Here is a 25,389-nt window from a genome sequence, read left to right on the forward strand (position 1 = left end):
TATGAAGAACCAGTCTTCACACTTTAGGGAGGATCGGTGCTGATGTAAAATGATCAGTTCTTGACTGTATGGTCAATAACTGATACATTTAATCCCATGAGCAGACCAAGAGAATTTGATGTCGATCGTGTATTACACCAGTCTATGGAAGTGTTCTGGAATCAAGGCTTCAAAGCAACTTCTTATGAGGACCTTACGCGTACTACAGGAGTCAAAAAGCAAAGTTTGTACTGTGTTTTTAAAGACAAGCGATCGTTGTTCCTGAAGGCGCTGGCACTTTACCGTGAACAGGTTATAGCGAAACTGAAACAGATTGAAGCCCTGGATTCGTCTCCCGTTGATAAACTGGATACCTTACGATATTCCCTTTTAGACGATGAAACTGGCTGCCAAGGGTGTCTAGTTGTGAATGCATCACTCGAATTCGGAACAGATGACGAGCAGGTCACACGCGAAGCTGAGCTCATGGCAGAAGAGATTCAACTGGTATTAGAGAAGATCATAAGTAGTGGCCAGAAACAACAGTTAATTTCCAACCGGTACACGAGTATAGAGCTTGCATCTTATCTAAATAACACCATTCTTGGTGTGAGAGTTATGGAGAAATCAGGTTCATCCCGTGAACAGATCGAGACGGTTCTGCGTACTTCATTTGGCATGATCATGTCTTGATCTTTTTTTTGTGAAATTCTTGACTATGAAGTCAAAAATAATTGAAGGCGGATTAATACACCACGAAAGCTTGAAGGAGGTGGGGCTTTTCGAGAAAAATCGTGTATTGATTCATTTGGAAATAACGTCTAGCTGTTAACCAGGCTGATTGCTGTTTAACATCTCCTAGGTCAATTTATATAAAAAAAACGAAATATGTGGAGGTTATTATGAATTATTCTCAATCCGTAGAAGCATTGTTCCAACCTATAGAGTTAGGTCACTTGAAGTTATCCAATCGGATCGTAATGGCGCCGATGACGCGTCAATTTTCTCCGGACGGTATCCCGGGTTCGAATGTTGCGGGCTATTACCGCCGCAGAGCAGAGAACGCAGTGGGACTTATTGTGACAGAAGGGACAATAATTAATCATCCGGATGCATCCAATCAAGCCAATGTGCCGCACTTTTATGGCGAAGCTGCAATGAATGGTTGGGCACATGTTGTATCTGAAGTACATGAAGCTGGCGGTCGAATTATTCCACAGATCTGGCATATGGGAGCCAAAGGTCATGTTAATGATTATTCGGAAGCTGAGATTGCTACAATCGTTCAGGAATTCGCACAAGCAGCCTCAGAAGCGAAACGCGTTGGGTTCGATGGTGTTGAAATCCATGGAGCACACGGCTATCTGATCGACCAATTCCTGTATGAGAAAACCAACTCTCGTACGGATCGTTACGGTGGAGATATGTTGGCTCGCACACGTTTTGCAGTTGAAGTGATTGAGGCTTGCCGTAAAGTAGTGGGACCGGAATTCCCTATTGTACTGCGTTTATCTCAGTGGAAGACAGATGATTATCAGGCTAAATTGGCTGAAACACCGGAATTACTGGAGCAGCTTCTCGCACCGTTGGTTCAAGCTGGAGTCGATATCTTCCACTGTTCCACACGTCGTTTCTGGGAGCCGGAATTCGAAGGTTCTGATCTGAATTTTGCTGGATGGACCAAAAAACTGACTGGTAAACCGACAATCACTGTTGGATCGATTGGTCTTGATGGTGACTTTACAAGTCTGTTCACAGAAGGTAAAGGCGCAAGTAACGTCGGTATCGAGGGATTGGTACAACGACTTCAGAATGATGAGTTTGATCTGGTTGCTGTAGGCCGTGCTCTTCTAGTCGACCCTGAATGGGTTAAGAAAATTCAAGAAGGACGTATTGATGATCTGGTTCCATTCACAAGAGAGGCGATGACTGTACTTACTTAATTGTAGTTATAATCATTAGGAATATGTATTAATCAAACACACCTTCAAGATCATCTTGGAGGTGTGTTTGTAATGCCAACCAGATTGAGTTATCCGGTGGAATTAAAGATGAAAGACATAGAGATGAGACTGGCAGAGGATGCAAAAGAAACATCGGAATAAGGTCCTCAACTTCATTATTGCTGGTTCCTTAATTTCTACATCATCAATCAACAACAACACTGCTTGGGGGGAGCTCTCCCTCCGAAAGATCAACGCTTCTCTTCACTGAATTCCCAATGCAAGTGACGATCTATTCATTAGTGCTAAGTGACAACAAGTGTTTTAGATTGTCATCAATAAATTGATTATCGGCACTGTTGATTCCACGACCGGCAAAATGGCCCCAGATCGATTGGATTGGTTTCAAGACAGCATTAGGTATACGCTTGGCTTCGTATTCATTATCGGCCGCTGTGCAGAAGAGATCCGTGCTTCCCGGCATGATACAGGCATAAGCTTTTATGCTCTGAAGTGCTTTATCAAAGTCTCCGTTATAGGAGGGGTTTGCACTGATATCAGCATGTTGACCTGTCCATAACATGGCCAGAACATTATGCGGATCCATATTCATAAAGCTATTTTCCCAGACACCAGCTACAAAATCCTCCAATGTGTCAAATCCCATCTCACGGTAAAGCTCTTCTCTATAAAATGCATGTGATAGTCCCCATCCCGCATAGACCCGACCAACGGCACGCATGTCTGTAGGACTTAGTTGGTTTAATTTACTTGAGTCAAAACCGACTGCAGATAGCAGTGAAGCTTTCACGCCTTCCAGGACCACAAATGTGTGTGGCCAAGGTTTGGCGATGCCTCCGAAAGGCGCGATTCGTTCGACCATCTCCGGGTAACTTGCCCCCCATTGAAATGCCTGAATGCCGCCCATCGACCACCCGACGACGAGAGCAATCTTTTCAATACCGAATTTTTCGGTCAGCAGTTGGTGCTGGAATCGAACGTTGTCATAGATGGTTACCTGTGGAAAGTTAGCCCGATCGAATGGAGGAGGCGTGTTACTGGGAGAGGAAGAGAGTCCATTGCCCAGCAAATTGGGAACGATAATAAAATATTTCTCTGGATCCAGTGCCATCCCACTGCCAATGAGCCATTCATTTTGAACATGCTGATCTCCAAAAGCCGTTGGATACACAACAACATTATCTTTCTGTTCATTTAATTTTCCGTAAGTTTGATAAGCGAGATAAGCGTTTGGTAACGTCATTCCTGATTGTAAGATGACATCACCCAAGTTAAAAATTTCATAATCCATCGTATAATTGCTCCCTTCAAAATGAAAAACCACATGTTCACTGTGATCTCTTGTACTCAGTATAGAGCTGTGATACTCTCAATAAAAGTGAATAGAATTCATAATAGTATTCAATAAAATTGAAAGATGAAGGAGGGATCATCGGATGGAATTGCGTCAACTGAATACGTTTTGTACGGTTGCAACAACATTGAATTTCACGCGGGCAGCAGAAGCGCTGAGCTACGTTCCTTCCAACGTCACGATGCAAATTAAAGCATTGGAAGATGAGCTAGGTGTTCGCCTCTTTGATCGTTTGGGCAAGCAACTCGCGCTCACAACTGCGGGTAAACGCTTTTTAACACACGCCCAAGGCGTTCTTGAAAAAATGGACGAAGCTCGTAGTGCTGTCCATGATAATGAAAAACTAAGTGGTACCTTAACGATAAGTGCAAATGAGGTTATTTGCTCCTATCGGCTTCCACCTGTCTTCCAACGGTTTCGTTCGCAGCATCCGGGAGTTCGTCTAATCTTCCGCTCAGTTCCGAATCAAGAGCTCAAGCAAACGCTCTTTGAGGGAACTACGGATATTGTTTATATGTTGGATGAACCCATTCGCTCGAGTGGACTTTCCGTGGAACCTTTACTGGAAGAACATTTCCGATTGTTAGCTGCTCCAGATCACCCACTCGCCAAACGAACTGTGCTGCAATTGGAAGATTTTCATGATGAAGTGTTCCTGACAAATGAGAAGGGTTGTCCATATCGAACGATGTTTGATCGGTCATTTGAGAAAGAGGGAATTGATAGCATTACATATTTAGAGTTTCAAAGTGCGGAAGCCATTAAACAATGTGCAATTTCAGGCATCGGTATTGCCTTTCTTCCTGAGATCGTCGTGGAATCTGAAGTTGAACGCGGAGAACTTGTTGTCCTCCCATGGCAAATTCCGGACTTGCAGGTATATACACAGATGTTGTGGCATAAAGACAAGTGGCTTTCACCAATCATGTTATCTTTTATAGAAGCAACCAGGGAAGTTTTTGGTTCACAGAATGAGACTAAAACCGTATAGCTTATGTATGAGACATCAAACTGTTGAGCACAGTAAAACGCTGTTGAAAGTGGGTAGACATTATATGATTCCATTAGTATACGACCAGATTAACCATTGGGGAAAAGATGATGAATTTTTCCTTGCATTGTTAAAGAGATTACAAGTAGAATCTATAGCTGACCTGGGCTGTGGAACAGGAAGATGGACTACTCATCTTGTTCAGTGCGGTTATAAAATTACCGCGATAGATCCCAATGAAGAAGCGATTGAAATGGCGCGAGGTAAAGATAATTCTGGAAATGTGAATTGGATTATAGGTGATAGTGCGGATTTGCAAACCAATACCTATGACGCGGTAATTATGACAGCCAATGTTGCACAGGTATTTCTTACAGATGACAGTTGGAAGCGAGTAATCTCAGACGTATTCCGATCCCTAAAAATCGGGGGTCACTTTATTTTTGATACAAGAAACCCTTTGGTAAAAGTATGGGAAGAATGGGAGAAGGACAAAACTCCTGACTTCGCTAAAGATAGACTAAGCGGAGATCCTTTAGAAATTTATACAGAATATGAAGGGTTTGAGGGAGATATCTACACTTTCTATGAAATAGTAAAAAATACCAAAACAGAAAAAGTGTTAGTTCATGAAAAAATGCAGCTGAGGTTTCGAAATCAAGAAGAACTTGATGAGTCGCTGAAACAAATTGGTTTTTCAAAAATAAAAACATATGGTGATTGGGAATTTAAACAAGCAAATTCGGAAAATAGATCGTTTATTTTTCATTGTGTAAAATAGCAGTTAGGAAAAAATGTCGATGAACAGAGACCTGGTCCCATTGAAAGTCGCTATATTAGCGGCTTTTTTATTCCTAAAATAACTACAGACATTGTTCATTCAAATCCATTCAATGAAATTTGTTCATATATGATGAACTGGAGTATGATGGGGGAAGGCAATGCTGATAATCACCATATAATCAATGCCAAGTATAGAGTGTAATTTTATATAGGTCTAAAGCTTTTGGACCCGGCTATACAACACCATACTTCCTTGAAGGGGGACATCTGTTTTGGATGAGCAGTTTCTAGATTTATTGGCCGAGAAATATGATACGGAAGAAAAAATCATAACAGAGATCATCAACCTTGAAGCGATCTCCAATCTCCCAAAGGGAACCGAGCATTTTGTCAGTGATTTGCATGGGGAGTTCCACGCTTTTCAGCATGTACTAAGAAACGGTTCGGGTACCGTCAAAGAGAAAATCAAAGAATTATTCCGGGAGGTTTGGACGGAACAAGAAATCAATGATTTTGCGGCGTTAGTTTATTACCCGGAAGAAAAAATACAGCTGGTTATAGGGGAACTGAGCAATAAACAGGCTTTGAACCAGTGGTACAGACTAACAATTGAACACATGCTTAAGCTTATTTCTTATGCCTCTTCCAAGTATACACGCTCAAAATTGCGTAAAGCTCTGCCGGAGCAATATGTATATATTGTAGAAGAGCTTTTATACAAGACGGATTCGACCAACAATAAGAATCCTTATTACGAGGAAATATATCGGCAAATTATATCCTTGGGCCAGGCGGACAATCTCATTATCGGACTTGCTTATACGACACAGCGCCTGGTCGTTGACCATCTTCATGTGGTTGGAGATATCTATGACCGGGGGCCATACCCCGATAAAATTATGGATACGCTGATCAACTACCATTCTGTAGACATACAGTGGGGGAACCATGATGTCCTCTGGATCGGAGCCTACGCAGGCTCTCTGGTCTGCCTTGCGAATATTATTCGGATCTGCGCCAGATACGATAATCTGGACATCATTGAAGATGTATACGGGATCAACCTGCGCCCACTGCTAAACCTGGCGGAGAAATATTACGAAGACAATCCATCCTTCAGACCTAAGTTACAGGCTGGCCATAATGTATCGGAGCAGGAGATTCTGCAGATCACCAAAATTCACCAAGCCATTGCCATGATTCAGTTTAAACTTGAAATCCCGATTATCAAGAGACGCCCATACTTTAATATGTCTGAAAGACTTTTGCTGGAGCAGATTGATTACGACAACAATGAAATCAACATCTGCGGTAAAACATACCACTTGGAAAACACCTGTTTCGCAACCGTAAATCCGCAGAAACCTGAACAATTGCTGGAGGAAGAACGCCAAGTGATGGAAAAGCTGTTGTTTTCCGTTCAGCATTCCGAAAAGATGGCCAGACATATGAATTTTCTCATGAAAAAGGGTAGCCTTTATTTAAAATACAACGGGAATTTGTTAATCCACGGCTGTATTCCTTTGAATGAAGAAGGAAATATGGAAGAACTGCAGATTGAAGACAAGACATATGCGGGCCGTCAATTGCTTGATGTTTTTGAAGATTATTTACGTTACGCCTTTGCGCATCCGGAAGAGACAGAAGATCTGGCGACGGATATGGTATGGTACATCTGGACAGGGGAATGCTCCTCGCTCTTTGGAAAGAGAGAAATGACCACTTTTGAACGGTATTTCATCCAAGATAAAGAAGCACATAAGGAGAGAAAGAATCCGTACTACCATTTACGTGAAAATGAAGAGATCTGTCGAAAAATCTTGCAGGAGTTTGAGTTGAATCCAGATCATGGACATGTCATTAACGGGCACACGCCAGTCAAAGAAATTAGTGGAGAGAGCCCTGTTAAAGCAAACGGAAAAATGATCGTGATTGACGGCGGTTTTTCCAAAGCCTATCAATCCACAACGGGAATTGCCGGATATACCTTGTTGTACAATTCCTTTGGCATGCAACTTGTCGCCCATAAGAAATTTAACTCAAAAGAAGATGTCTTATGTAACGGAACGGACGTGTTATCTCTAAAAAGATTGGTGGACAAAGAACTGGAACGGAAACTGGTGAGGGAAACCAATGTCGGGGAACAGCTGTTGCAGAAAATCTCAAATTTGAAGGATCTATTAGACTATCGCCACATGAAATGAAACGATTGCTAAAGTACACATTCGGAGCAACCGTTTGAGTGCAATTGGACGTAGACGCTCGTATTGGGCAGGGAAGTAATAATACCCTGCCTGTACGAGCCTTTCTTTTGTAGCAGTGCGATCTAACAACGTAGAGGAAATGTAAATTTGCCTTCAATTTGTGAAGAGGAGGAAGATATGGACTACATTTCACGGAAGGAGATCATGATCCCATTGAAGTCGCTATTTTAGCGGCTTTTTTATTTTATCGGTACAAGTTTTTCCCAAGTTCTGGACAAGAACATGGTCCGATTACCGATCAGCATACAGATAATCGGTTCTTCTCTCCATAAATTCATTGAGCTAACGAGATGATAGTTCATATAGGGCGGAGGGGTATAAAAAGATATTGACTAATATAGGGTAGGGGGGTATAGTATTTAACAGGAGGTCGACGAGACCTGAGGAACTGCCCTCGAGAGTACAGCCCATCGTTTAGGTCAAACTAAACCAAAAAAATACCCACAAGAAGGGACGAAATAAGATGAAAAACATTGTATTGAACGTACAAGGTATGAGCTGCCAACATTGTGTAAACTCCATCGAAGGTGCTCTGAAAGAAATTGGAGTGAGTGGCAAGGTGAACCTCAGTGATGATTCGGTTGAAGCGACGTATGATGAAAATCAAGTTTCCTTGGAGCAAATTAAAGAAGTTATTGAAGAACAAGGCTACGAAGTAGCGTGATTAATGGACGATAAGGGGAGTGAGTTATTGTGGCAACAGCAGCGGCTCAGACGAAACAGTCGAGTATACAAATTACAGGTATGACCTGTGCAGCTTGTGCAAACAAAATCGAAAAAGGCCTCGGCAAAATGGACGGGGTCACATCAGCGAATGTTAACTTCGCTTTGGAAAAAGCAAGTGTAACGTATGATCCAACGAAAGTGGAAATGAAAGAACTTGAGGAAAAAATCAAAAAACTTGGATATGGTTCCGTTTCAGAGGTTGCGCAATTCAATCTTGAAGGCATGACCTGTGCAGCATGTGCGAACAAAATTGAAAAAGGGCTGAATAAGCTGCCCGGCGTGACTAACGCTACAGTAAACTTCGCCATGGAAACGGCCCGAGTTGAATTTTCCCCTGGTGAAGTTTCCATCGAAGACATGAAAAACAAGGTGAATAAACTCGGTTATACGGCGATCGTCAAGCAAGACGGTACCAGTAATGGTGCAAGTGACCATCGTGCTAAAGAACTGAGTAATCAAAAACGGAAATTACTGATTTCGGCAATTCTTTCCTTGCCGCTGTTGTGGACTATGGTAGGTCACTTCTCGTTCACTTCATGGATCTATGTGCCGGAATTGTTTATGAATCCGTGGTTCCAACTAATCCTGGCTACACCAGTACAATTTTACATTGGTAGACAGTTCTATGTGGGTGCATATAAGGCTCTCCGAAACAGGAGTGCCAACATGGATGTGTTGGTAGCACTTGGCACCTCTGCAGCGTACTTCTACAGTTTATACTTGACCATTCAATGGTCAAGTATGGCTGAGGGGATGCATCATGGCCCATCCCTGTATTATGAAACGAGTGCGGTCCTTATTACTTTGGTTCTTATGGGTAAATTGTTTGAATCTCTTGCGAAAGGTCGAACATCAGAGGCAATTAAATCACTGATGAGTCTGCAGGCGAAGACGGCATTAGTAGTTCGGGATGGCAAAGAACTTACCATTCCAGTGGATGAAGTCATTGTAGGAGATGTTGTCCTTATTCGCCCAGGAGATAAAGTTCCTGTAGACGGAGAGGTGCTTGAAGGGATCTCATCTGTAGATGAATCCATGCTTACGGGTGAAAGCCTTCCAGTAGAGAAAAAAGTCGGAGATGCTGTGATTGGAGCTACGATTAATAAAAACGGTATTCTTCGGATCAAAGCAACCAAAGTAGGTAAAGAAACCGCTCTTGCACAAATTATTAAGGTTGTTGAAGAAGCTCAGGGATCAAAAGCACCAATTCAGCGGGTAGCCGATGTGATCTCAGGCATATTCGTCCCGATCGTTGTAGGGATTGCAATAGTTGCTTTCGTGGTTTGGTACTTCTGGGTTACACCAGGCGATTTTGCAGGTTCTTTAGAAAAAGCAATTGCGATTCTTGTTATCGCATGTCCTTGTGCACTTGGACTTGCAACCCCAACATCCATTATGGCGGGGTCTGGTCGTTCGGCTGAACTAGGGGTGTTGTTCAAAGGTGGGGAGCATCTGGAGCAGACGCATAAAATTGATGCGATCCTTCTCGATAAAACCGGTACTGTTACAAAAGGTAAACCTGAATTGACTGACGTCGTCGCTCTTGGCAATGAAAATGAATTCCTGAAACTTGTTGGAGCTGCCGAGAAAAATTCTGAGCATCCACTTGCAGAAGCCATCGTTATAGGCATCCAGGAACGAAATATCGAACTACCAGGAACTCAATCCTTTGAAGCATTTCCGGGTTTCGGAATCCAGGCAATGGTTGAAGGTAAACAACTGCTCGTGGGTACACGTCGACTAATGGAAAAGTATAATATTGATGCAAAAGCAGCTTATCATTCGATGTCACGTTTGGAAGAAGCGGGGAAAACTGCGATGCTGGTTGCCATTGATGGCCAGTATGCAGGTATGGTGGCTGTAGCAGACACGATTAAGGAAACTTCGAAAGCTGCAGTGAGCCGTCTGAAAGAAATGGGTATTCAGGTCATTATGATTACAGGTGACAATGAACGGACGGCAAAAGCCATCGCTGCTCAAGTAGGTATTGACCACGTTCGTGCAGAGGCCTTACCTGAAGGAAAAGCGGAAGAAGTGAAAAAACTGCAATCTCAAGGTAAAAAAGTGGCCATGGTTGGCGATGGTATCAATGATGCACCCGCTTTGGCAACTGCAGATATTGGTATGGCGATTGGTACGGGGACAGATGTAGCGATGGAAGCAGCTGATGTAACACTCATGCGCGGCGATCTATCCAGTATTCCTGATGCTATCTACATGAGTCGTAAGACCATGCGCAACATTAAGCAAAACTTGTTCTGGGCACTTGGTTACAACACCTTAGGCATTCCTATTGCAGCTATCGGTCTGTTAGCACCATGGGTTGCAGGCGCAGCCATGGCGTTGAGTTCGGTATCGGTCGTTCTGAACGCCCTGCGATTGCAACGCGTAAAAGTACGTCACTAGTCAAGTACTAGAACAGGAGCGAACATAATGATGAGGAGGAGTAAAAAAATCATGCTAATGTTAACCGGTGTTTTAGCTTTTGGTATGTTGTCTGCTTGCGGAACCCCTAAAGAAAGTGCACATACAGATGGACATGGTGGTATGAATCATACTGAGATGAATTCTGAAACTGAAGGTGCGAGTCATGATCATGCAGGGCCTCATGCTGATTCAACAACAGCAAGTGCCCTTGAAACCTCGTTCTCCTTTGCATCAGGAGTGAAGGCCAATGAAAATTCACATCTGACAATCCAAATCAAGGACGTCGATGGCAATCCGGTTAATGAATTTGAAATGGGCCATGAAAAACGAATGCACCTTATCGTGGTGAGTAAAGATCTTTCTTACTTTAATCACATTCATCCTGATTATAAAGGCGATGGAAAGTTTGCGATTGAAACTTCATTTCCAGACGGTGGCGAATACAAAATCCTTGCCGACTTTGTACCAAAAGGTGGAGCGAGTACTACACCCAGTGAATGGGTGAACGTTGGGGGTCCAGAAAAAGCCCAAGAGCTTGTTCAAGCGGATTCCAAACTTGTAAAAGAAGTGGATGGTAAAAAAATCGAACTTTCATTGAGTACCAAAAAGGCCAACGAAGACGTAAATCTGACCTTTAATATCATGGATGCGTCAACGAACGAAGGGATTAATAACCTGGAACAATACCTCGGTGCTGTAGGTCATGTTGTTATCCTTTCTGAGGATGCAGAGCAATATCTGCATGTTCATCCAACAGAGGAAAAGGCAACAGGTCCAAAAGCGGAATTTATGACCTCCTTCCCGCATAGCGGAATCTATAAAATCTGGGGCCAATTCCAACATGATGGGGAAGTCTTTACAGTACCTTTCGTCGTAGATGTAAAGTGAGTAGAGAGGTATGAGCATGGGAGATACAATTAAAATAGCGATTAGTCCAGCAATCCAACTGGGTGGAAGCTTATTCACTCCAGAGCAACTAGTTAAAATTGGCGAGATTATTGGTCCAGATTCAAAAGTGGAGATGACACCCTTTAAGCAACTCTACGCAGAAGTATCGATTGAACAACGAGATCAGATCAAAAATGAACTTGAAGATCACGGTCTTGAAATAAACCCTGCAGGATTTGTAACCAAAAGTCTGATCGCTTGCAACTTTTGTAGAGGTGCAGAAGAAGCAGGAATGGAAACAGCCAAAAATTTAAATCAAGCCATTTCCGGTATCGATACGCCTACACCACTCAAGATTGGATATGCTGGATGCGCCTTAGGCACTAGTGAACCGTTGATTAAGGATATTGGGATCGTCAAGATGCGCGATAAGTTCGATGTTTATGTTGGTGGCGAGTCGAAGGGGCTTAAAACCTCCTTTGCCACGCTGTTAAGTTCCGGATTAACGGAGGATCAGCTTATTCCTTTCGTTACTGCAATTATTGATTATTATAAAAACCATGCGAAAGGCAAAGAAAAATTCAGCAAATTCGTTAATCGAATGACACTGGAAAACTTGAAGTCTATGACGCTTGAAAGGGGGTGAAAACAGTGAAAGAAGCAACTGTAAAAATTCAAGGTATGTCTTGCCGTTCTTGTGTATCTAAAATTGAAGGTGCAATTAGCGCTCTTGGCGCTGAAGGCCACGTAAATTTCGAACAGGGAACAGTAGAAGTTCGATTTGACGATTCTAAAGTTCAAATCGCTGAAATTGAAGAAGCGATCCGTAAAAAAGGATATAACGTCGGAGCGTAATATATATTGAAATACAAGGGAGAGTAATTGGGCATGACGGAATCCATTCAGATTTATTCAATCCCAACCTGTAGCGATTGCAATTATGCTAAACGTTACTTTAAAGAGCGTGAACTTCCCTATACGGATTACAATTGTGAAGAAGACGCCAAGTACGCTGAGGAAGTCTGGAACCTGACTGGCAAACAGGTTGTTCCAACCCTTGTCATTGGAGATAAGGTCTTTGTAGGCTTTGCCGAAAATCTCACTGAAATCAGTGAGTTAGTTAAGTAACTCTTATGACCCCGGTCACTTCCGACTGGGGTTATTCTTAATATAAATAGCCCTTTGACTGATATATTGTTGTAGGAACTTCTTGCTCCCTTTACATAGGGTAGGGGGGGATGGTAATGTGTAAATAAAGGAGTTGATCTACTTGGATGATACGATACTTGAGGCCGCCTCATGTGACCATACATCTTCAAACGAGCGGAAAAGCCATCATTCGGAGAGTACAAAGCGAAAGTTAATTAGCCGTTTGAATCGGATTGAAGGGCAAGTGCGTGGAGTAAAAGGAATGATTGAGAAGGATACGTATTGTGATGACGTATTACACCAAATTGCCTCCATTCAATCCGCGTTGAATGGAGTAGGAAAGCAGCTTTTGGAACATCATATGAAAAGCTGTGTCATTGAACGCATTTCAGAGGGCGATCACAAAGTTTTGGATGAATTGATGATCACTGTAAATAAGTTAATTAAATAAGCTATGGGTGGTACCTCTCGTTGTATTCAGGCAAATGCCCCATCAAGGTTAATTTTATTAGGGTTAGTGGTGAAAAGAATGTCAGGAACGAGAATATGTTTCCGTTGAGTCGCTATTATAGCGGCTTTTTTTGTTTTACTAAAAAAATGTGATGTGGCGAGATAAAAGCAGCTGTTAAGCTGACAATTATAGATTCGGTGAAAAAGTTTAAAACGTTCGTTAACATATGCAAAAACGGCGGGAGCTTTAATATAGCTTTTCTATCAGATAGACAAAGCATAAAAGTAACATCAATTGTTAATTATTTAGTCGTTATCTATTTATCAAATCATTCCGAAATTCTGATTTATGGAAAATAAATAATACAAATCCATACCATTTTTCTATTTTTATTTTTAAAATACGATGTTATTCATCACTTTACGATATGCAATGACTACATTTACAAAATCCATCATTTACAAAAATTACAAAATTGATTATAGTATATTCAACAAGCTTTTCAACTAATTCAATCGTTGTTTCGGCACGTTGAAGATAGGAAAATGCACATATAATGATAGTTTTGTGTTAAATTACAAACTTCTGTCCCTGATCAACGGGGATAGCGGAGTTTATTTGATATGTCTATTGATGTGCTTGTAAGGAGGTGCTCAGACTGAGCGATTCCGTTGTTTTTATGTTTTCTGGACAAGGATCGCAGTATCCGCAGATGGGGAAGGAGCTGTTTGAGCAGGATGCATTGTTCAGAGAAACGATGCTTGCTCTGGATCAAACGGTTTTGGAATGCGGGGGCGAGTCAATCGTCCAGTATATGTACGGCGAATCGTCAACCGATGAGGACCGCTTCGAACGTACAATTCTGTCGCATCCCGCCATCTACATGGTGGAGTATGCACTTGCCCAATCGTTATTGACTCGTGGCGTGATACCTGATTACGTCCTTGGCAGCAGCCTTGGGGAATTTGCCGCCGCTGCGATTGCAGGCGTATTCAGTGCAAAAGATGGCTTGCGCTGTGTTATGAAGCAGGCAATACGATTCGAGCAACATTGCCCTTCTGGCGCGATGTTAGCGATATTGGGAGATGCATCTCTATATCCGGAACTTCCGGAAATTGAATATTGTACCTTGGTGTCCGTCAATTATGACGGGCATTTTGTTATTTCCGGATCGGTGCATACACTGGAAAAAGCACAGGAGTGGCTCACATCGCATGCTGTGTTTAGTCAGATGCTCCCGGTTTCTTTTGCCTATCATTCTCAATGGATTGATAGCGCAGAGGCAGCATACACGGAAGATTTGCAGGCATTTACATTTGCAGCCCCTAATATCCCGTTAATCTCCTGTATGACTGGAGGGGAGGCTGGCCGAATTGCACATAATCACTTCTGGCAGGTTGCGCGAAAACCAATTCTCTTTCGCGAAGCAATACAAAAGCTTGAATCTGCCGGACCGCATCACTATATCGATATCAGTCCGGGCGGTACGCTTGCAGGTTTTGTGAAGCGGCTTGCAGACAAACAAGCTTCATCAGCTGCGGTCGTTTTGTTATCTCCCTTTTACAGGGATAAGGAACAATTGGAGAGCGTGGCTAGGCAATATCAACAGCCGTCCATGAACATTCAGAGGGGAGAGCAGAACATGAGGGCTTATGTATTTCCAGGGCAAGGCTCGCAGTTCAAGGGCATGGGGCACGACGTTTGGAATCTTTATCCGGACTTGGTCCGCACCGCAGATGAAATATTGGGATATTCCATACGCGAGCTGTGTCTTGCGGACCCCGGAGACCGACTCAAACGTACGGAATACACCCAGCCGGCCCTGTACACCGTGAATGCCCTGATGTACTACAGGGAACTTGAGCAACAGGGGAAGCCGGACTATGTTGCGGGACACAGTTTGGGTGAATTTAATGCGTTGCTGGCTGCAGGCGTGTTTGATTTTGCAACCGGACTACGTATCGTCCAGTTCCGCGGTGAATTAATGGGAAGGGCAGAGGGCGGTGGGATGGCAGCTGTGATCGGGCTGCATTCGGATGTTGTGGGTAAGATTCTTGCGCAGCATGGCCTTGACCACTTGGATATTGCTAATATGAACAGTCCCAGTCAGATCGTTATTTCAGGTCCGCAGGATTTGCTAGTCCAGGCGAAGTCTGTGTTTGAGCAGGAAGGTGCATCCAATTACGTCATCTTGAATGTGAGCGGCGCATTTCACTCCAGATATATGGAAACAGCCAAGCAGCAATTTGCTGCATATCTCAAGCAATTTCAGTTTGCTGCCCCGACGCTATCCGTTATTTCCAATGTTGGGGCAAGACCCTATACAATCGATCATCTGCAACACAACATGGTGGAGCAGTTGACGTCCTCTGTGCAATGGACCGATACCATTCGATATCTGATGGGAAAAGGGGTTAACGATATTGTACAGATTGGACCCGGGACGGCTCTAAGCAAACTCGTAAAGGCTATCCAGGCTCAGGCCAAGCCACTTTTTGTGGAGAAATTATCTGTGGAACCGCCTCCGGCTTCACTCGCAGTGATAAAGGACGTACCTAAAGATGAATCATTGCGAGTGTCTGAGACCGCTGCCCATCCGTTCAGCAGTTCGCGGCGTTTCCAATCTGAACGGATGGGCAGCGCTGAATTCAGGCAGGATTATGGTGCCAGGCTGGCGTACGTTGCGGGAGGCATGTTTGGCGGCATTTCATCTGTGGCGATGATCACAACACTTGCAAAAGCTGGTATGGTCGGCTTTCTTGGAACAGGTGGACTGCGCGCTAAAGAAGTGGAAGAGGCGGTGATGTCCATCCGGCAAGAATTGCCTGTCCAACATTGCTGGGGATTAAATGTGCTTCATGATCCTCTCCACCCTCAGCGCGAGGAAGAGATAATCAAGTTAATGCTTAGATTGGGCCTGAACAAGATGGAAGCTAAAGGATTTCTGGGCATGACTCCGGCACTTATCCAATATCGGGTCAAAGGAATCTATCGTAGATCCGATGGTACTGTGGCTTCATCTCATCTTCTTCTCGCCAAATGCTCTCGTCCAGAGGTGGCAGAGCTGTTCATGAGTCCAGCTCCGCAACATATGCTGGACCAATTGCTGGTTGAAGGACGCATTTCTGCTGAACAGGCCCAATGGGCGCAGCAATTGCCGATGGCAGATGACATCTGTGCAGAAGCCGACTGTGCAGGATATACCGATGGTGCAGTATCCATGACCCTGCTGCCTGCCATGCTGTCCCTGCGCAATCAGATGATGAAAAAACATGGCTACGCCAAAGCACTCCGAGTCGGTGCAGCTGGAGGTATTGGTACACCCCAGGCGGCTGCGGCAGTATTTGTCATGGGGGCAGACTTTATTCTGACCGGCTCGATTAATCAATGTACGGTCGAAGCCAATACTAGCCAACTCGTAAAGGAACTGCTTCAGCAAATCAACGTTCAGGATACCGGATATGCGCCCGCAGCAGGCATGTTTGAACTGGGAGGCAAGGTACAGGTGCTGAAGAAAGGTGTTTATTTTCCTGCGCGTGCTAACAAACTGCATGAACTGTATCGCCAGTACGACAGCATCGACGAGATCGATGAGAAAACAAAAACAAGGCTTCAGGAGCAGTATTTCAAAAGGAGCTTTGACAGCATTTACGCGGAGATGGAATCCGCTCTTACAACCCAGGAGAGAGCACTTGCCGAACGTAGTCCCAAGGCCAGAATGGCCGTTATTTTCAAATGGTATCTGGAGCACTCCGCCAAACTGGCGCTTCAGGGGGATGAGAATCATCAGCACAGGGTGGACTTTCAAGTATATTGCGGTCCGGCACTCGGTGCTTTTAATCAGTGGGTACAAGGAACAACGCTCGAATCCTGGACACAGCGCCATGTGCATCTGATCGGAGAGAAGTTAATGGAAGAAACAGCCCAGCTACTTAACGAAAGCCTGCTTCAACTGGTATAAAACGGCCCAGCACAATTAGATGCGCAGTGAGACAAGTCAATAAGGAGCCATTCCTGTAATGAAGTAATTTGAGCTTTGAATGAAAAATGCGCCTCTAGTATACTGGGAATCGTTGTTCCGGACAAGAACAATACCCACATACGAAAAGAGGCGCACATAATGAAGTATAAGATGAAACAGAAACAGAATCAACGGATTACGCGAATTACGGAAGAAACGCTAGTCATTGGAGCAGACATTGCTAAAAAGATTCACGTAGCTAGAGCGGTAGATTTCCGTGGCATTGAATTAGGAAAAGACTGCGTGTTCCACAACGATCAGGAAGGGTTAACGAAGCTAGTAACATGGATGAAAGAACTTCAGGAGGTTCATCTGAAAACGGACATTGTTTTCGGAATCGAGCCTACCGGGCACTACTGGTTTCCGCTAGCCGCTTTTCTGCAAGCTCGAGATATCAAGATCGTCATTGTGAACCCGCATCACGTAAACAAGAGCAAGGAACTTGAGGATAACTCGCCGACGAAGAGTGACTATAAGGATGCCAAAGTCATTGCAGATCTCATTCGAAACGGGAAGTACTCGGAGCCCAAATTGCCGGCAATGGAATATGCCGAACTACGCATCCTCATGAATTTCCGTGAGAAGGTTATGGTGAGTTTAAACCAAGTCAAGGCACGTGTGCATAATTGGTTCGACCGCTATTTTCCAGAGTATTTGAGCGTGTTTAAAGATTGGGAAGGCAAAACTTCCTTGATGACCATGCGCCAGTTTCCGACACCGGAAGAGATCGTCTCTACAGGCGCCAGAGGCGTTCTCGCACACTGGAAAACGGAAGTGAAGCGCGGAGTCGGTATTAAGAGAGCGGAAAAGCTCTTTGCGACAGCCGGGATATCCATCGGGCTTACCGAAGGGTTACGAGCTGCGAGACTGGAGCTTCTGAGCTTGCTCGACCAGTATGAGCTTTTCTCTAAACAGGTGGAAACGACCATGAAACAGGTCATGGACATCTTAAGTGAGATACCGGGAACAACGCAGATGTTGAATATCCCAGGCGTTGGCGCGGTTACCGTTGCAGGATTTCTGGCTGAGGTTGGCGATTTGAGTCATTACGACCACGGACAACAAATCATCCGATTGGCGGGCTTGAATCTAAAAGAAAATAGTTCTGGTAAGCGTAAGGGTAAAACTGGCATTACCAAGCGTGGACGATCTCGACTAAGAGCTCTATTGTTCCGTTGCGTCATGCCAATGGTAGCTAAGAATGAGGAGTTCAAGGCCCTTCACAAGTATTTCACAACACGAAGTCAAAATCCGCTGAAGAAAAAACAGTCGCTAATCGCGCTCTGCGGCAAACTGATACGCGTCCTGCACACGCTGGGGACGAAGGAAATAGAGTACAACGCAAACGAAGTTCTTGGTCCTGTACGACAAGCGCAGTTACAACAGATTGCAGCTTAGTTCAAAGAATCAATAGCCTGAAATCTCGACTCGTTCACAGATGTATAACGAGACAATTGAAGCACCGGAGAAGCCGAAGAATACCATTCCATAAGGGCAACGACCCCGTTTAGGAGCAAGAATCGGCCTCCACCCCTTGGCAGGTAGAACGAAGGAATGTAAGGGCAATGACCCCGCGTGACATGGGAGGGTGAACCCCGAGGGAGATGTGGAGATCCACTGTGCGATCATAAGTATGACCACAGTTTGGATAAAAAATGGAGTCCAAGCTCTGTTCCCGTCACCGGTCATTACAGCAAAATCTGGTTCTGAACCAATATTCTCCCATCAAGCCAAGATGTCGAAGTTGTAAATCTACGAATGGACGAGAAAACAGGCGAAAACATTACTTTATAGTGGGAGGAATCGAATGGATATTGAAAGTGAAGTGCTTATTGTGGGGGCGGGCATTGCAGGCGTGGCGCTGGCACTGGCCATGGGCAGAAAAGGTCGACAGGTGGTGTTGATTGAACGCTCAAAACAATTTCCCAACATTCCCAAAGGTGATTTTCTTCAGCCGGTAACGATTGATCTGCTGGACAAGCTTGGCGTTCTTCCTGAAGTAACCAAACACTGCGCTCATGTAGCACGGGTAAACTACGGCACGCTTGGGGGTGTCAACTGTTTTACGGGCAGCTATGAGGAAATGGACATACCTGTGCGTTATGCATTGAACGGGGACCATCACCACATTCATCAAAGCCTGTTTAACGCCATTGAGGAAATGCCCAACGTACGCTTTTACCCCGGCATGAACGCAGGCAAACTGTTGTTCAGCGATCATTATGTGAGCGGGATCGAAGCAGATTCAGCGGGCAAAACGGTACGCATCGGCAGCAAAATCCTTGTCGGATCAGACGGCATCAAGTCCAAAATTCGGGATCAGTTGGGGCTTAAATATCACCTTTATCCCTATGAGGAAAAGATGGCAAAAATGTTCGCTTTTACTTTTCAGGATGTCACACAAACCAGGGAAGAAGCCAGCTTTTTCTTTGGCGAAGGTGTAAGCTGCGGAGTCTTTCCTTTGCCCGGCCAAAGGCTGCGGATCTACCTAGCTTTGCGAAAGGATCTATGGCAGCGCATCCGGGAGGACGGTATTGAATCGTTGCGCGGCATGCTGCTGTCCCTCTGTCCACACTTGCAGCAAGAAATATCACAGATCGTGGATTTCAAACAGGTTCAGTCCATTCCAGCCTATTATCTGCATACCGAAAAATGGGCGATTAACGGCGCCGTTCTGCTAGGAGATGCATGCCATGCTCTAAGTCCGGCACTGGGACAGGGAATGAATCTGGCGATTCAGGGTGCTGTCGAACTGTCGAATACGTTGGAGGAAGCGCTCATTACCGATGACTGCTCGGAACGTCAGCTTCGCCTGTATGAGAAAAAAAGAAGGAAATATGTGCGTCTCATCCAGCGCAACAGCACAGCTCATACCTATTGCTGGTTTGTGAAGAACCGTGCATTTGTGACACTTCGCAATGCTGCTTTTCGTCGAATTGGCAAGTGTCCTAATCTGCTGAAGGAACAAATGCTGACTACGTCGGGATACAGTGACAAACCACCGTCATTCTCACACATGCTGCGCTTTGCGGGAATTATGAAGCCATAATGAGATGAAAGATCAGTATGCAGATACCAAAGGAGAGGAGACATTCAGATGGGAAGCAAAAGGACGGAAATTGCCGTTGTGGGTATGGCCTGCCGTTTCCCGGGAGCCAGCGGATATGATTCATTTTGGGAAAACCTGATTCAAGGCCGCAATTCCATCTCCGAGATTCCCCCGGAACGCTGGGACTTGGAGCAGTTTTATTCGTCAAACTCGAATGGCGCAGGCAAAACCTTAAGCAAATGGTGCGGGGTGGTGGAAGGAGCATATGATTTTGACAACAGCTTTTTTAACATTTCCCCGCGCGAGGCTGCGAGCATGGACCCACAGCAGCGTTTGCTTCTCGAAGATACATGGCATTGCATCGAGGATTCGGGTATTTCTCTGTCGGAGCTTCAGCAGAAGGTGACAGCGGTTTATACCGGCGTGATGACAGCGGGTTATTTGCAGCAAATGGAAGCCTCGCAGGCAGACAGTTATGCCTGTCTTGGCAATTATGAGAGCTTGCTTGCGAACCGGATATCCTACGCGTTTAATTTGAGTGGCATGAGCCTGCCTATTAATGCCGCCTGCGCTTCCTCACTTGTGGCTATTCACGAAGCGAGACGTGCCCTGATTCTGGGAGAATGTGATTATGCCTTGGCTTCTGCCGTGAATTTGAATCTCGACCCGCTCAAATACGTTTCCTTTTCCCAATCCAGAATGTTAAGCCCAACAGGGCAGTGCAAAACATTTGACCAGAGTGCGGACGGATATGTCCCGGGAGACGGGGTTGCTGTATTGCTTCTACAGCGATTGGAGGAAGCAGTTGAACAAGGAAATACGGTTTATGGCATCATTAAAGGCTCTGCTGTCAACCACACGGGGAAAAGTTTGTCCATTACGGCACCTCGCATGGAGGCACAGCGTGATGTCATTTTGGCTGCGTGGAAGGCTACGGATATCGATCCTCGCACTATTAACTATATTGAAGCACACGGGACTGGCACGTCGCTGGGGGACCCGATTGAGGTCGAGGCGTTAACCCAGGCATTTCGGGACTATACCCCGGATCGGTCATTCTGTAAGATTGGATCGGTTAAAACAAACATCGGTCATCTGGAGAGTGCAGCCGGCATAGCTGGTCTTATTAAAGTGATAATGATGATGAAACATCGGAAAATTCCAGCCTCTCTTCATGTGAAGACACTGAATCCGATGATTCCTTTTTCGCGTACACCGCTGGAGGTTGCACGGAAACAAGAGACTTGGCACAGTCGGGAGCAGGGACAGCCTTTGCGCGCAGGGATCAGTTCATTCGGTTTCGGAGGTGTAAATGCCCACATTGTGGTCGAACACTACGAACCTGCTCTCCAACCATCTGTTACCTCCAAGCTATCTGTTCAGCAGAATTCCAAAGAGCCCTCCCGATTATTTCTGCTGTCTGCCAAGTCGGAAGCGAGCTTGCAGGAGCATGTCGCCGATTGGCAGCAGTGGTTAGACAGGCATTCTAATGCGGAAGATACACTACAAGCCATCAGCCTGTCGCTGCTTAAAGGCAGAGAGCATTTCAAATATCGGTTTGGCGGATGGGCTCATACCCGGGAAGAGCTCAGGACATTGCTGAATTCCGACTGTTACGGCAGCCCACAGATTGGAGTATCCGCAAGGTATCTGAACATTCAGAGTCCCACATGGGAGGGATACGCCCAATTGAAATGCTCTGGACATACGTCTCAGTTATTACTGCGTAAGGCGGAAAGGCAAATCGAGGCAGCATTAAAAGCAAACGGCATGAGAGAAGAATGGGAAGACTTGATGGCAGGGTACTATCAGGATACGTGGCATGAAGATCGGCGAGAGCTGTATTGTTTTATAGCCGGATATGTTCATGCTGCTTCCTTGATTCAACTGGGTTTTGCCCCTCGTTGGATTCAGGGAACAGGAATTGGCATGCTGATTGCATGGGTCATTGGAGGTCACATATCTGTTGAAGATATGATCTCCGTGCTACTCAAGCAGAAGCGTGCTGAAGACGTGAGACAATGCAGCCCCATATGGCCTGTCATACAGGAGGGAAGCTCATCCCCAATCATGCCCTTTGCTTTTGATGATTCCTATGTACATGATTTGATTCAATCTGTACGGATCGTGGAGGAACAGGCTTACGACGGGTTCAGAGACGAATTGATGGATCGTGCGCATCGTTTATACACCCATCAATATACGTTCAGGAACTACATAAATGAATGGAATGACGAATGGCAGGAGAGCACGGGGACAACCATCGCTTGGCAGCTGCAACCAACGTCTGACAGCAGCAGTACAAGCGAATCTTTCCGTTCCACGTCGGCTGTGTTATGCATTGCAGTCATGGATGCGCTGCGCAGGGTGAAACGAAAGTGGCAGCTTCAGGTCTCGGAAGAGTCAGACATTCCGGCTGTACAGGAACTGCTTGATCTTCTGGCGGATAAGGTTATTACCCGCAGAGACATTATCGAGTTGTTGTTGAATGAGACAGGGGAACATCATGAACTTTCACGGATCACAGCACAGTTAAACCAGAATTCCGGACTCATGCTGCCAGAACGCGCATACACACTCATTCGTCAGCATCAACAGCAGACAGGTGGAATGCACAACGCAGTCCAATTTCTAAATGACTTCCTTCAACCCGGTAGTGAAAATGAAATAGATCGCAACATACCTCTACCTCATTCAGAAAAAGCCACTGACTGGATGAAGCAGACCGGACAAGAAGCAGAGGAAGTGACCTTGGAATTGCCATTTCACGAAATTGTACTGCGATTATGGCTGTCGGGCATGGAGCTCGATATGCGTCAGCTTGCGGAAGAGGAGCCTTATCAGAAAATACGGTTGCCACGATATGCATTTCAAAGAAAAACATTCCGTTGGTCTGCCAACTTTGGTAGAAAAGCGAAGGATTCCTTCCAAGAAACGGAAAGCAAAAAAGAATATGATCGGCTTCATCCAATGCTTCATCGCAACCTTTCGGCTAATCAGGGCACAAGATTCTGTTCGGACTTTACAGGGCATGAATTCTTTCTCAACGATCACCGGGTTCGAGGGCAACGGGTACTTCCAGGTGTGGCATATCTGGAGATGGCCCGCATGGCTTTGCACAGTGTAAACGAATCACCCTCTTCCTCTTTTGCAGCGTTCCAGATTAAGAATGCAGCCTGGACAAGTCCGATTTTCGTGGATGAACGACCGGTTGAGGTATCTGTTCGACTACATTACGAAGACACGGAACGGGGAGTTCTGCGATATGAGATCAGTGCGGAAGGCAGCGAAGCCCCAGATCGTCTGACCTGCGGCACAGGCCGCGTCGCATTGAGATCATTGGCCCCTGTTGATCGTCTTGATATTTCGTCTGTGATTGCAGCCATGCGAGAGGAGAGTTTGTTGGATCATAAGACCATCTATGGTCGCTTGCGAGAACAAGGGCTGGAATATGGACCAGCTCATCAGGCGATTAAGCAAATGTACATCGGCTCGGGTCAGGCTTTGGCACATCTGAACATCCCTTCCCATATAGAGCATACATTGGGCGATTATGCCTTGCATCCTAGCCTGATGGATGGGGCCTTGCAGGCAGCGATGTTGTTGCTTAACGATAACGCCACCCTTCAGGATCAAGAGAAGGGAACGAAGCTTCCTTTTTATATGGAAGAAATGGATTGTTTGTTGCCGTGTACAGCAGAGATGTGGGTGCATGTGCGTTTCAGTGATGATTGTCCAATCGAAGGGAACGTGGCGAAGCTGGACATGGATCTAATGGATGCTGAGGGAACCGTCTGTGTCCGGATTGGGAATTACATGTGCCGCAGCATTCCGGGGGAGACGAGGCAGCAGCGCGTGATGCAGGATGCAGAGCGGGTAACGATCACCAGGGATTTGCACGAAGATTTCCCACCTGGTACAGAGTTGCTGGCTCCTGTGTGGAGTGTGCTTCCATCGGAGAAAGACAGCAGGATTCCTTTCGAGAGCCTCAGAACGGCCCTCATTGTTGCAGAGACAGTAGAGATGAGCGGATACCTTGATGAGGTTAGACAGCAATATCCGGGAGCTTCACTGATATTGCTGAAGCCTGGCGAAACTGTGGAGCAAATGGCCCAAGAACTGGAAAACTGCGGGCAGTTTGACCATCTGGTGTGGGTCTCGGGGCTGGGCAGCGCAGAAGGGAAGGATGCCAGCGCGATCACTCAGAGCCAGGAAGAAGGCGTGATTATTGTATTCAGTTTGGTCAAAAGTCTATTGCAGCTAGGGTATGACAGAATCCCTCTCCAATGGACCGTAGTTACTTTTAGTGCCATAGCCATTCATGCCCAGGATGAAGTGCATCCGCTCCATGCAAGCATACATGGCTTCCTCGGTTCTTTGGCCAAAGAATACAAAAACTGGACGTTCCGGGTAGTTGATCTGGATTTTGCAGATCGAAGTCTGCCAGCGCTGAGCGATATGCCTACTGTGGCTGAGAACACTTGGAGCAATCTGATTGTCTATCGGGCCAAACAGTGGCATCGCTGCGAATTGCTGCCTGTTAAACTGCCTTCCATCCAGCAATCGGCTTATCGTCACGGCGGCGTATATGTTGTTATAGGCGGTGCTGGCGGATTGGGTAAAGTATGGAGCGAGTATATGATTAGTCGCTACAACGCTCAGATCATTTGGATCGGACGAACACCGCTCAACCCTGAGATTATAAAAGAGCAGGAGAGGCTTGCTCTGACAGGCATGGCTCCAGAATATATATCAGCAGATGCAGGCAGTTCTGAGGCCTTGTATGAGGCTTACAGGTTAATCAAACAACGCCACGGAACCATTCATGGTGTTATTCATGCTGCCATCGCACTCAGAGACAGCAGTGTAATGAAAATGGACTTGCCCCAATTCAATGAAGGATTATATGCAAAAGTCAACGTATGCGCGGGAATGCTCGAGGTTTTTGAGAAGGAGTCGCTTGATTTTATGCTGTTTTTCTCCTCCATCAATGCGTTTGCCACACCTGCCGGGCAAAGCAATTATACAGCCGGTTGTACATTCAAAGACTCATTCGCCCAGTGGCTTCATCGTTGTCTTCATTACCCTGTTAAAACCATTAATTGGGGGTATTGGGGAAGCGCCGGAACGGTGGCTTCTCCAGCTTATCGTGAGCGGATGACCAAACAGGGTATTGGCTCGATAGAGCCTCCCGAAGCGATGGCTGCGCTGGAACTTCTTCTGGCCAGTTCACTTCCTCAACTGGGATTGGTCAAAATCAATGGTGAGGCAAAACCATACGCGATTAGCGAGCAAGAATTCATGACAGTATTTTAGGCATGAAGCGTGTAATCCAACAGGAGG

At 45.5% G+C, this 25,389-nt stretch carries 17 protein-coding genes; 16 read left to right on the forward strand and 1 reads right to left on the reverse strand.

Annotation, left to right across the window (positions count from 1 at the left end; translation table 11 throughout):
* The first annotated feature begins 96 nt into the window (after positions 1-96).
* Positions 97-672: a TetR/AcrR family transcriptional regulator gene (locus tag MKY66_RS16140; protein ID WP_076210866.1), complete on the forward strand. Its 576-nt coding sequence runs from the start codon at positions 97-99 to the stop codon at positions 670-672.
* Between the two features lie 209 nt (positions 673-881).
* Positions 882-1,922 carry an NADH:flavin oxidoreductase gene (locus MKY66_RS16145; RefSeq protein WP_179088509.1) on the forward strand — a complete coding sequence of 347 codons (1,041 nt, stop codon included), beginning with the start codon at positions 882-884 and terminating at the stop codon, positions 1,920-1,922.
* Between the two features lie 292 nt (positions 1,923-2,214).
* On the opposite strand, the gene MKY66_RS16150 is transcribed toward MKY66_RS16145, so the two are convergent.
* On the reverse strand, positions 2,215-3,234 hold the full coding sequence (locus MKY66_RS16150) for an alpha/beta fold hydrolase (protein ID WP_076210410.1): 1,020 nt from the start codon (positions 3,232-3,234) through the stop codon (positions 2,215-2,217).
* Positions 3,235-3,379: 145 nt separating this feature from the next.
* Here MKY66_RS16150 and MKY66_RS16155 point away from each other — a divergent pair, with 145 nt between their 5' ends.
* The 14 genes from MKY66_RS16155 (at position 3,380) to MKY66_RS16220 (ending at position 25,362) form a co-directional block, all read left to right on the forward strand.
* Positions 3,380-4,288, forward strand: a complete 909-nt coding sequence (locus tag MKY66_RS16155) for a LysR family transcriptional regulator (RefSeq protein WP_076210408.1) — start codon at positions 3,380-3,382, stop codon at positions 4,286-4,288.
* Positions 4,289-4,352: 64 nt separating this feature from the next.
* Positions 4,353-5,069 (forward strand): class I SAM-dependent methyltransferase, encoded by a 717-nt coding sequence (locus MKY66_RS16160; protein WP_076210406.1) that lies wholly within the window; start codon positions 4,353-4,355, stop codon positions 5,067-5,069.
* Positions 5,070-5,343: 274 nt separating this feature from the next.
* Complete coding sequence (locus MKY66_RS16165) at positions 5,344-7,275, forward strand: fructose-1,6-bisphosphatase (protein ID WP_076210404.1); 1,932 nt, start codon at positions 5,344-5,346, stop codon at positions 7,273-7,275.
* Between the two features lie 523 nt (positions 7,276-7,798).
* Positions 7,799-7,999, forward strand: coding sequence for a cation transporter (locus tag MKY66_RS16170; protein ID WP_047843207.1), 201 nt, complete (start codon positions 7,799-7,801; stop codon positions 7,997-7,999).
* A 29-nt stretch (positions 8,000-8,028) separates the two neighbouring features.
* Positions 8,029-10,467 carry a heavy metal translocating P-type ATPase gene (locus tag MKY66_RS16175; protein ID WP_256704203.1) on the forward strand — a complete coding sequence of 813 codons (2,439 nt, stop codon included), beginning with the start codon at positions 8,029-8,031 and terminating at the stop codon, positions 10,465-10,467.
* A 51-nt stretch (positions 10,468-10,518) separates the two neighbouring features.
* On the forward strand, positions 10,519-11,376 hold the full coding sequence (locus MKY66_RS16180) for a hypothetical protein (protein ID WP_256704202.1): 858 nt from the start codon (positions 10,519-10,521) through the stop codon (positions 11,374-11,376).
* A gap of 16 nt (positions 11,377-11,392) precedes the next feature.
* Complete coding sequence (locus MKY66_RS16185; RefSeq protein WP_179088508.1) at positions 11,393-12,022, forward strand: nitrite reductase; 630 nt, start codon at positions 11,393-11,395, stop codon at positions 12,020-12,022.
* Positions 12,023-12,027: 5 nt separating this feature from the next.
* Entirely contained in the window at positions 12,028-12,231 is a 204-nt protein-coding gene (locus MKY66_RS16190) for a heavy metal-associated domain-containing protein (protein ID WP_076210398.1), read from the forward strand.
* A 33-nt stretch (positions 12,232-12,264) separates the two neighbouring features.
* A complete protein-coding gene (locus MKY66_RS16195; protein WP_076210396.1) occupies positions 12,265-12,504 on the forward strand; it encodes a glutaredoxin family protein in 240 nt (79 codons plus the stop codon).
* Positions 12,505-12,646: 142 nt separating this feature from the next.
* Positions 12,647-12,976 carry a metal-sensitive transcriptional regulator gene (locus tag MKY66_RS16200; protein WP_047843212.1) on the forward strand — a complete coding sequence of 110 codons (330 nt, stop codon included), beginning with the start codon at positions 12,647-12,649 and terminating at the stop codon, positions 12,974-12,976.
* Between the two features lie 679 nt (positions 12,977-13,655).
* Positions 13,656-16,937, forward strand: a complete 3,282-nt coding sequence (gene fabD / locus MKY66_RS16205) for an ACP S-malonyltransferase (RefSeq protein WP_083657009.1) — start codon at positions 13,656-13,658, stop codon at positions 16,935-16,937.
* Positions 16,938-17,108: 171 nt separating this feature from the next.
* Positions 17,109-18,395, forward strand: a complete 1,287-nt coding sequence (locus MKY66_RS16210; RefSeq protein WP_339805241.1) for an IS110 family transposase — start codon at positions 17,109-17,111, stop codon at positions 18,393-18,395.
* A 409-nt stretch (positions 18,396-18,804) separates the two neighbouring features.
* Positions 18,805-20,046 (forward strand): NAD(P)/FAD-dependent oxidoreductase, encoded by a 1,242-nt coding sequence (locus tag MKY66_RS16215; RefSeq protein ID WP_076216845.1) that lies wholly within the window; start codon positions 18,805-18,807, stop codon positions 20,044-20,046.
* Positions 20,047-20,094: 48 nt separating this feature from the next.
* Positions 20,095-25,362, forward strand: coding sequence for a beta-ketoacyl synthase N-terminal-like domain-containing protein (locus tag MKY66_RS16220; protein WP_076216844.1), 5,268 nt, complete (start codon positions 20,095-20,097; stop codon positions 25,360-25,362).
* Positions 25,363-25,389: the final 27 nt, after the last annotated feature.

Source organism: Paenibacillus sp. FSL R5-0766, from assembly GCF_037971845.1.
In the GTDB taxonomy this organism is placed as follows: Bacteria; Bacillota; Bacilli; order Paenibacillales; family Paenibacillaceae; genus Paenibacillus.

Excerpts from the sequence above, each read along its gene's own strand:
- MKY66_RS16210 (WP_339805241.1), top strand. The coding sequence starts at position 17,109 with ATGAAACAGAAACAGAATCAACGGATTACGCGAATTACGGAAGAAACG.
- MKY66_RS16170 (WP_047843207.1), top strand. The coding sequence starts at position 7,799 with ATGAAAAACATTGTATTGAACGTACAAGGTATGAGCTGCCAACATTGT.
- MKY66_RS16140 (WP_076210866.1), top strand. The coding sequence starts at position 97 with ATGAGCAGACCAAGAGAATTTGATGTCGATCGTGTATTACACCAGTCT.
- MKY66_RS16195 (WP_076210396.1), top strand. The coding sequence starts at position 12,265 with ATGACGGAATCCATTCAGATTTATTCAATCCCAACCTGTAGCGATTGC.
- fabD (WP_083657009.1), top strand. The coding sequence starts at position 13,656 with ATGTTTTCTGGACAAGGATCGCAGTATCCGCAGATGGGGAAGGAGCTG.
- MKY66_RS16155 (WP_076210408.1), top strand. The coding sequence starts at position 3,380 with ATGGAATTGCGTCAACTGAATACGTTTTGTACGGTTGCAACAACATTG.
- MKY66_RS16145 (WP_179088509.1), top strand. The coding sequence starts at position 882 with ATGAATTATTCTCAATCCGTAGAAGCATTGTTCCAACCTATAGAGTTA.
- MKY66_RS16160 (WP_076210406.1), top strand. The coding sequence starts at position 4,353 with ATGATTCCATTAGTATACGACCAGATTAACCATTGGGGAAAAGATGAT.
- MKY66_RS16180 (WP_256704202.1), top strand. The coding sequence starts at position 10,519 with ATGCTAATGTTAACCGGTGTTTTAGCTTTTGGTATGTTGTCTGCTTGC.
- MKY66_RS16150 (WP_076210410.1), bottom strand. The coding sequence starts at position 3,234 with ATGGATTATGAAATTTTTAACTTGGGTGATGTCATCTTACAATCAGGA.
- MKY66_RS16215 (WP_076216845.1), top strand. The coding sequence starts at position 18,805 with ATGGATATTGAAAGTGAAGTGCTTATTGTGGGGGCGGGCATTGCAGGC.
- MKY66_RS16185 (WP_179088508.1), top strand. The coding sequence starts at position 11,393 with ATGGGAGATACAATTAAAATAGCGATTAGTCCAGCAATCCAACTGGGT.
- MKY66_RS16220 (WP_076216844.1), top strand. The coding sequence starts at position 20,095 with ATGGGAAGCAAAAGGACGGAAATTGCCGTTGTGGGTATGGCCTGCCGT.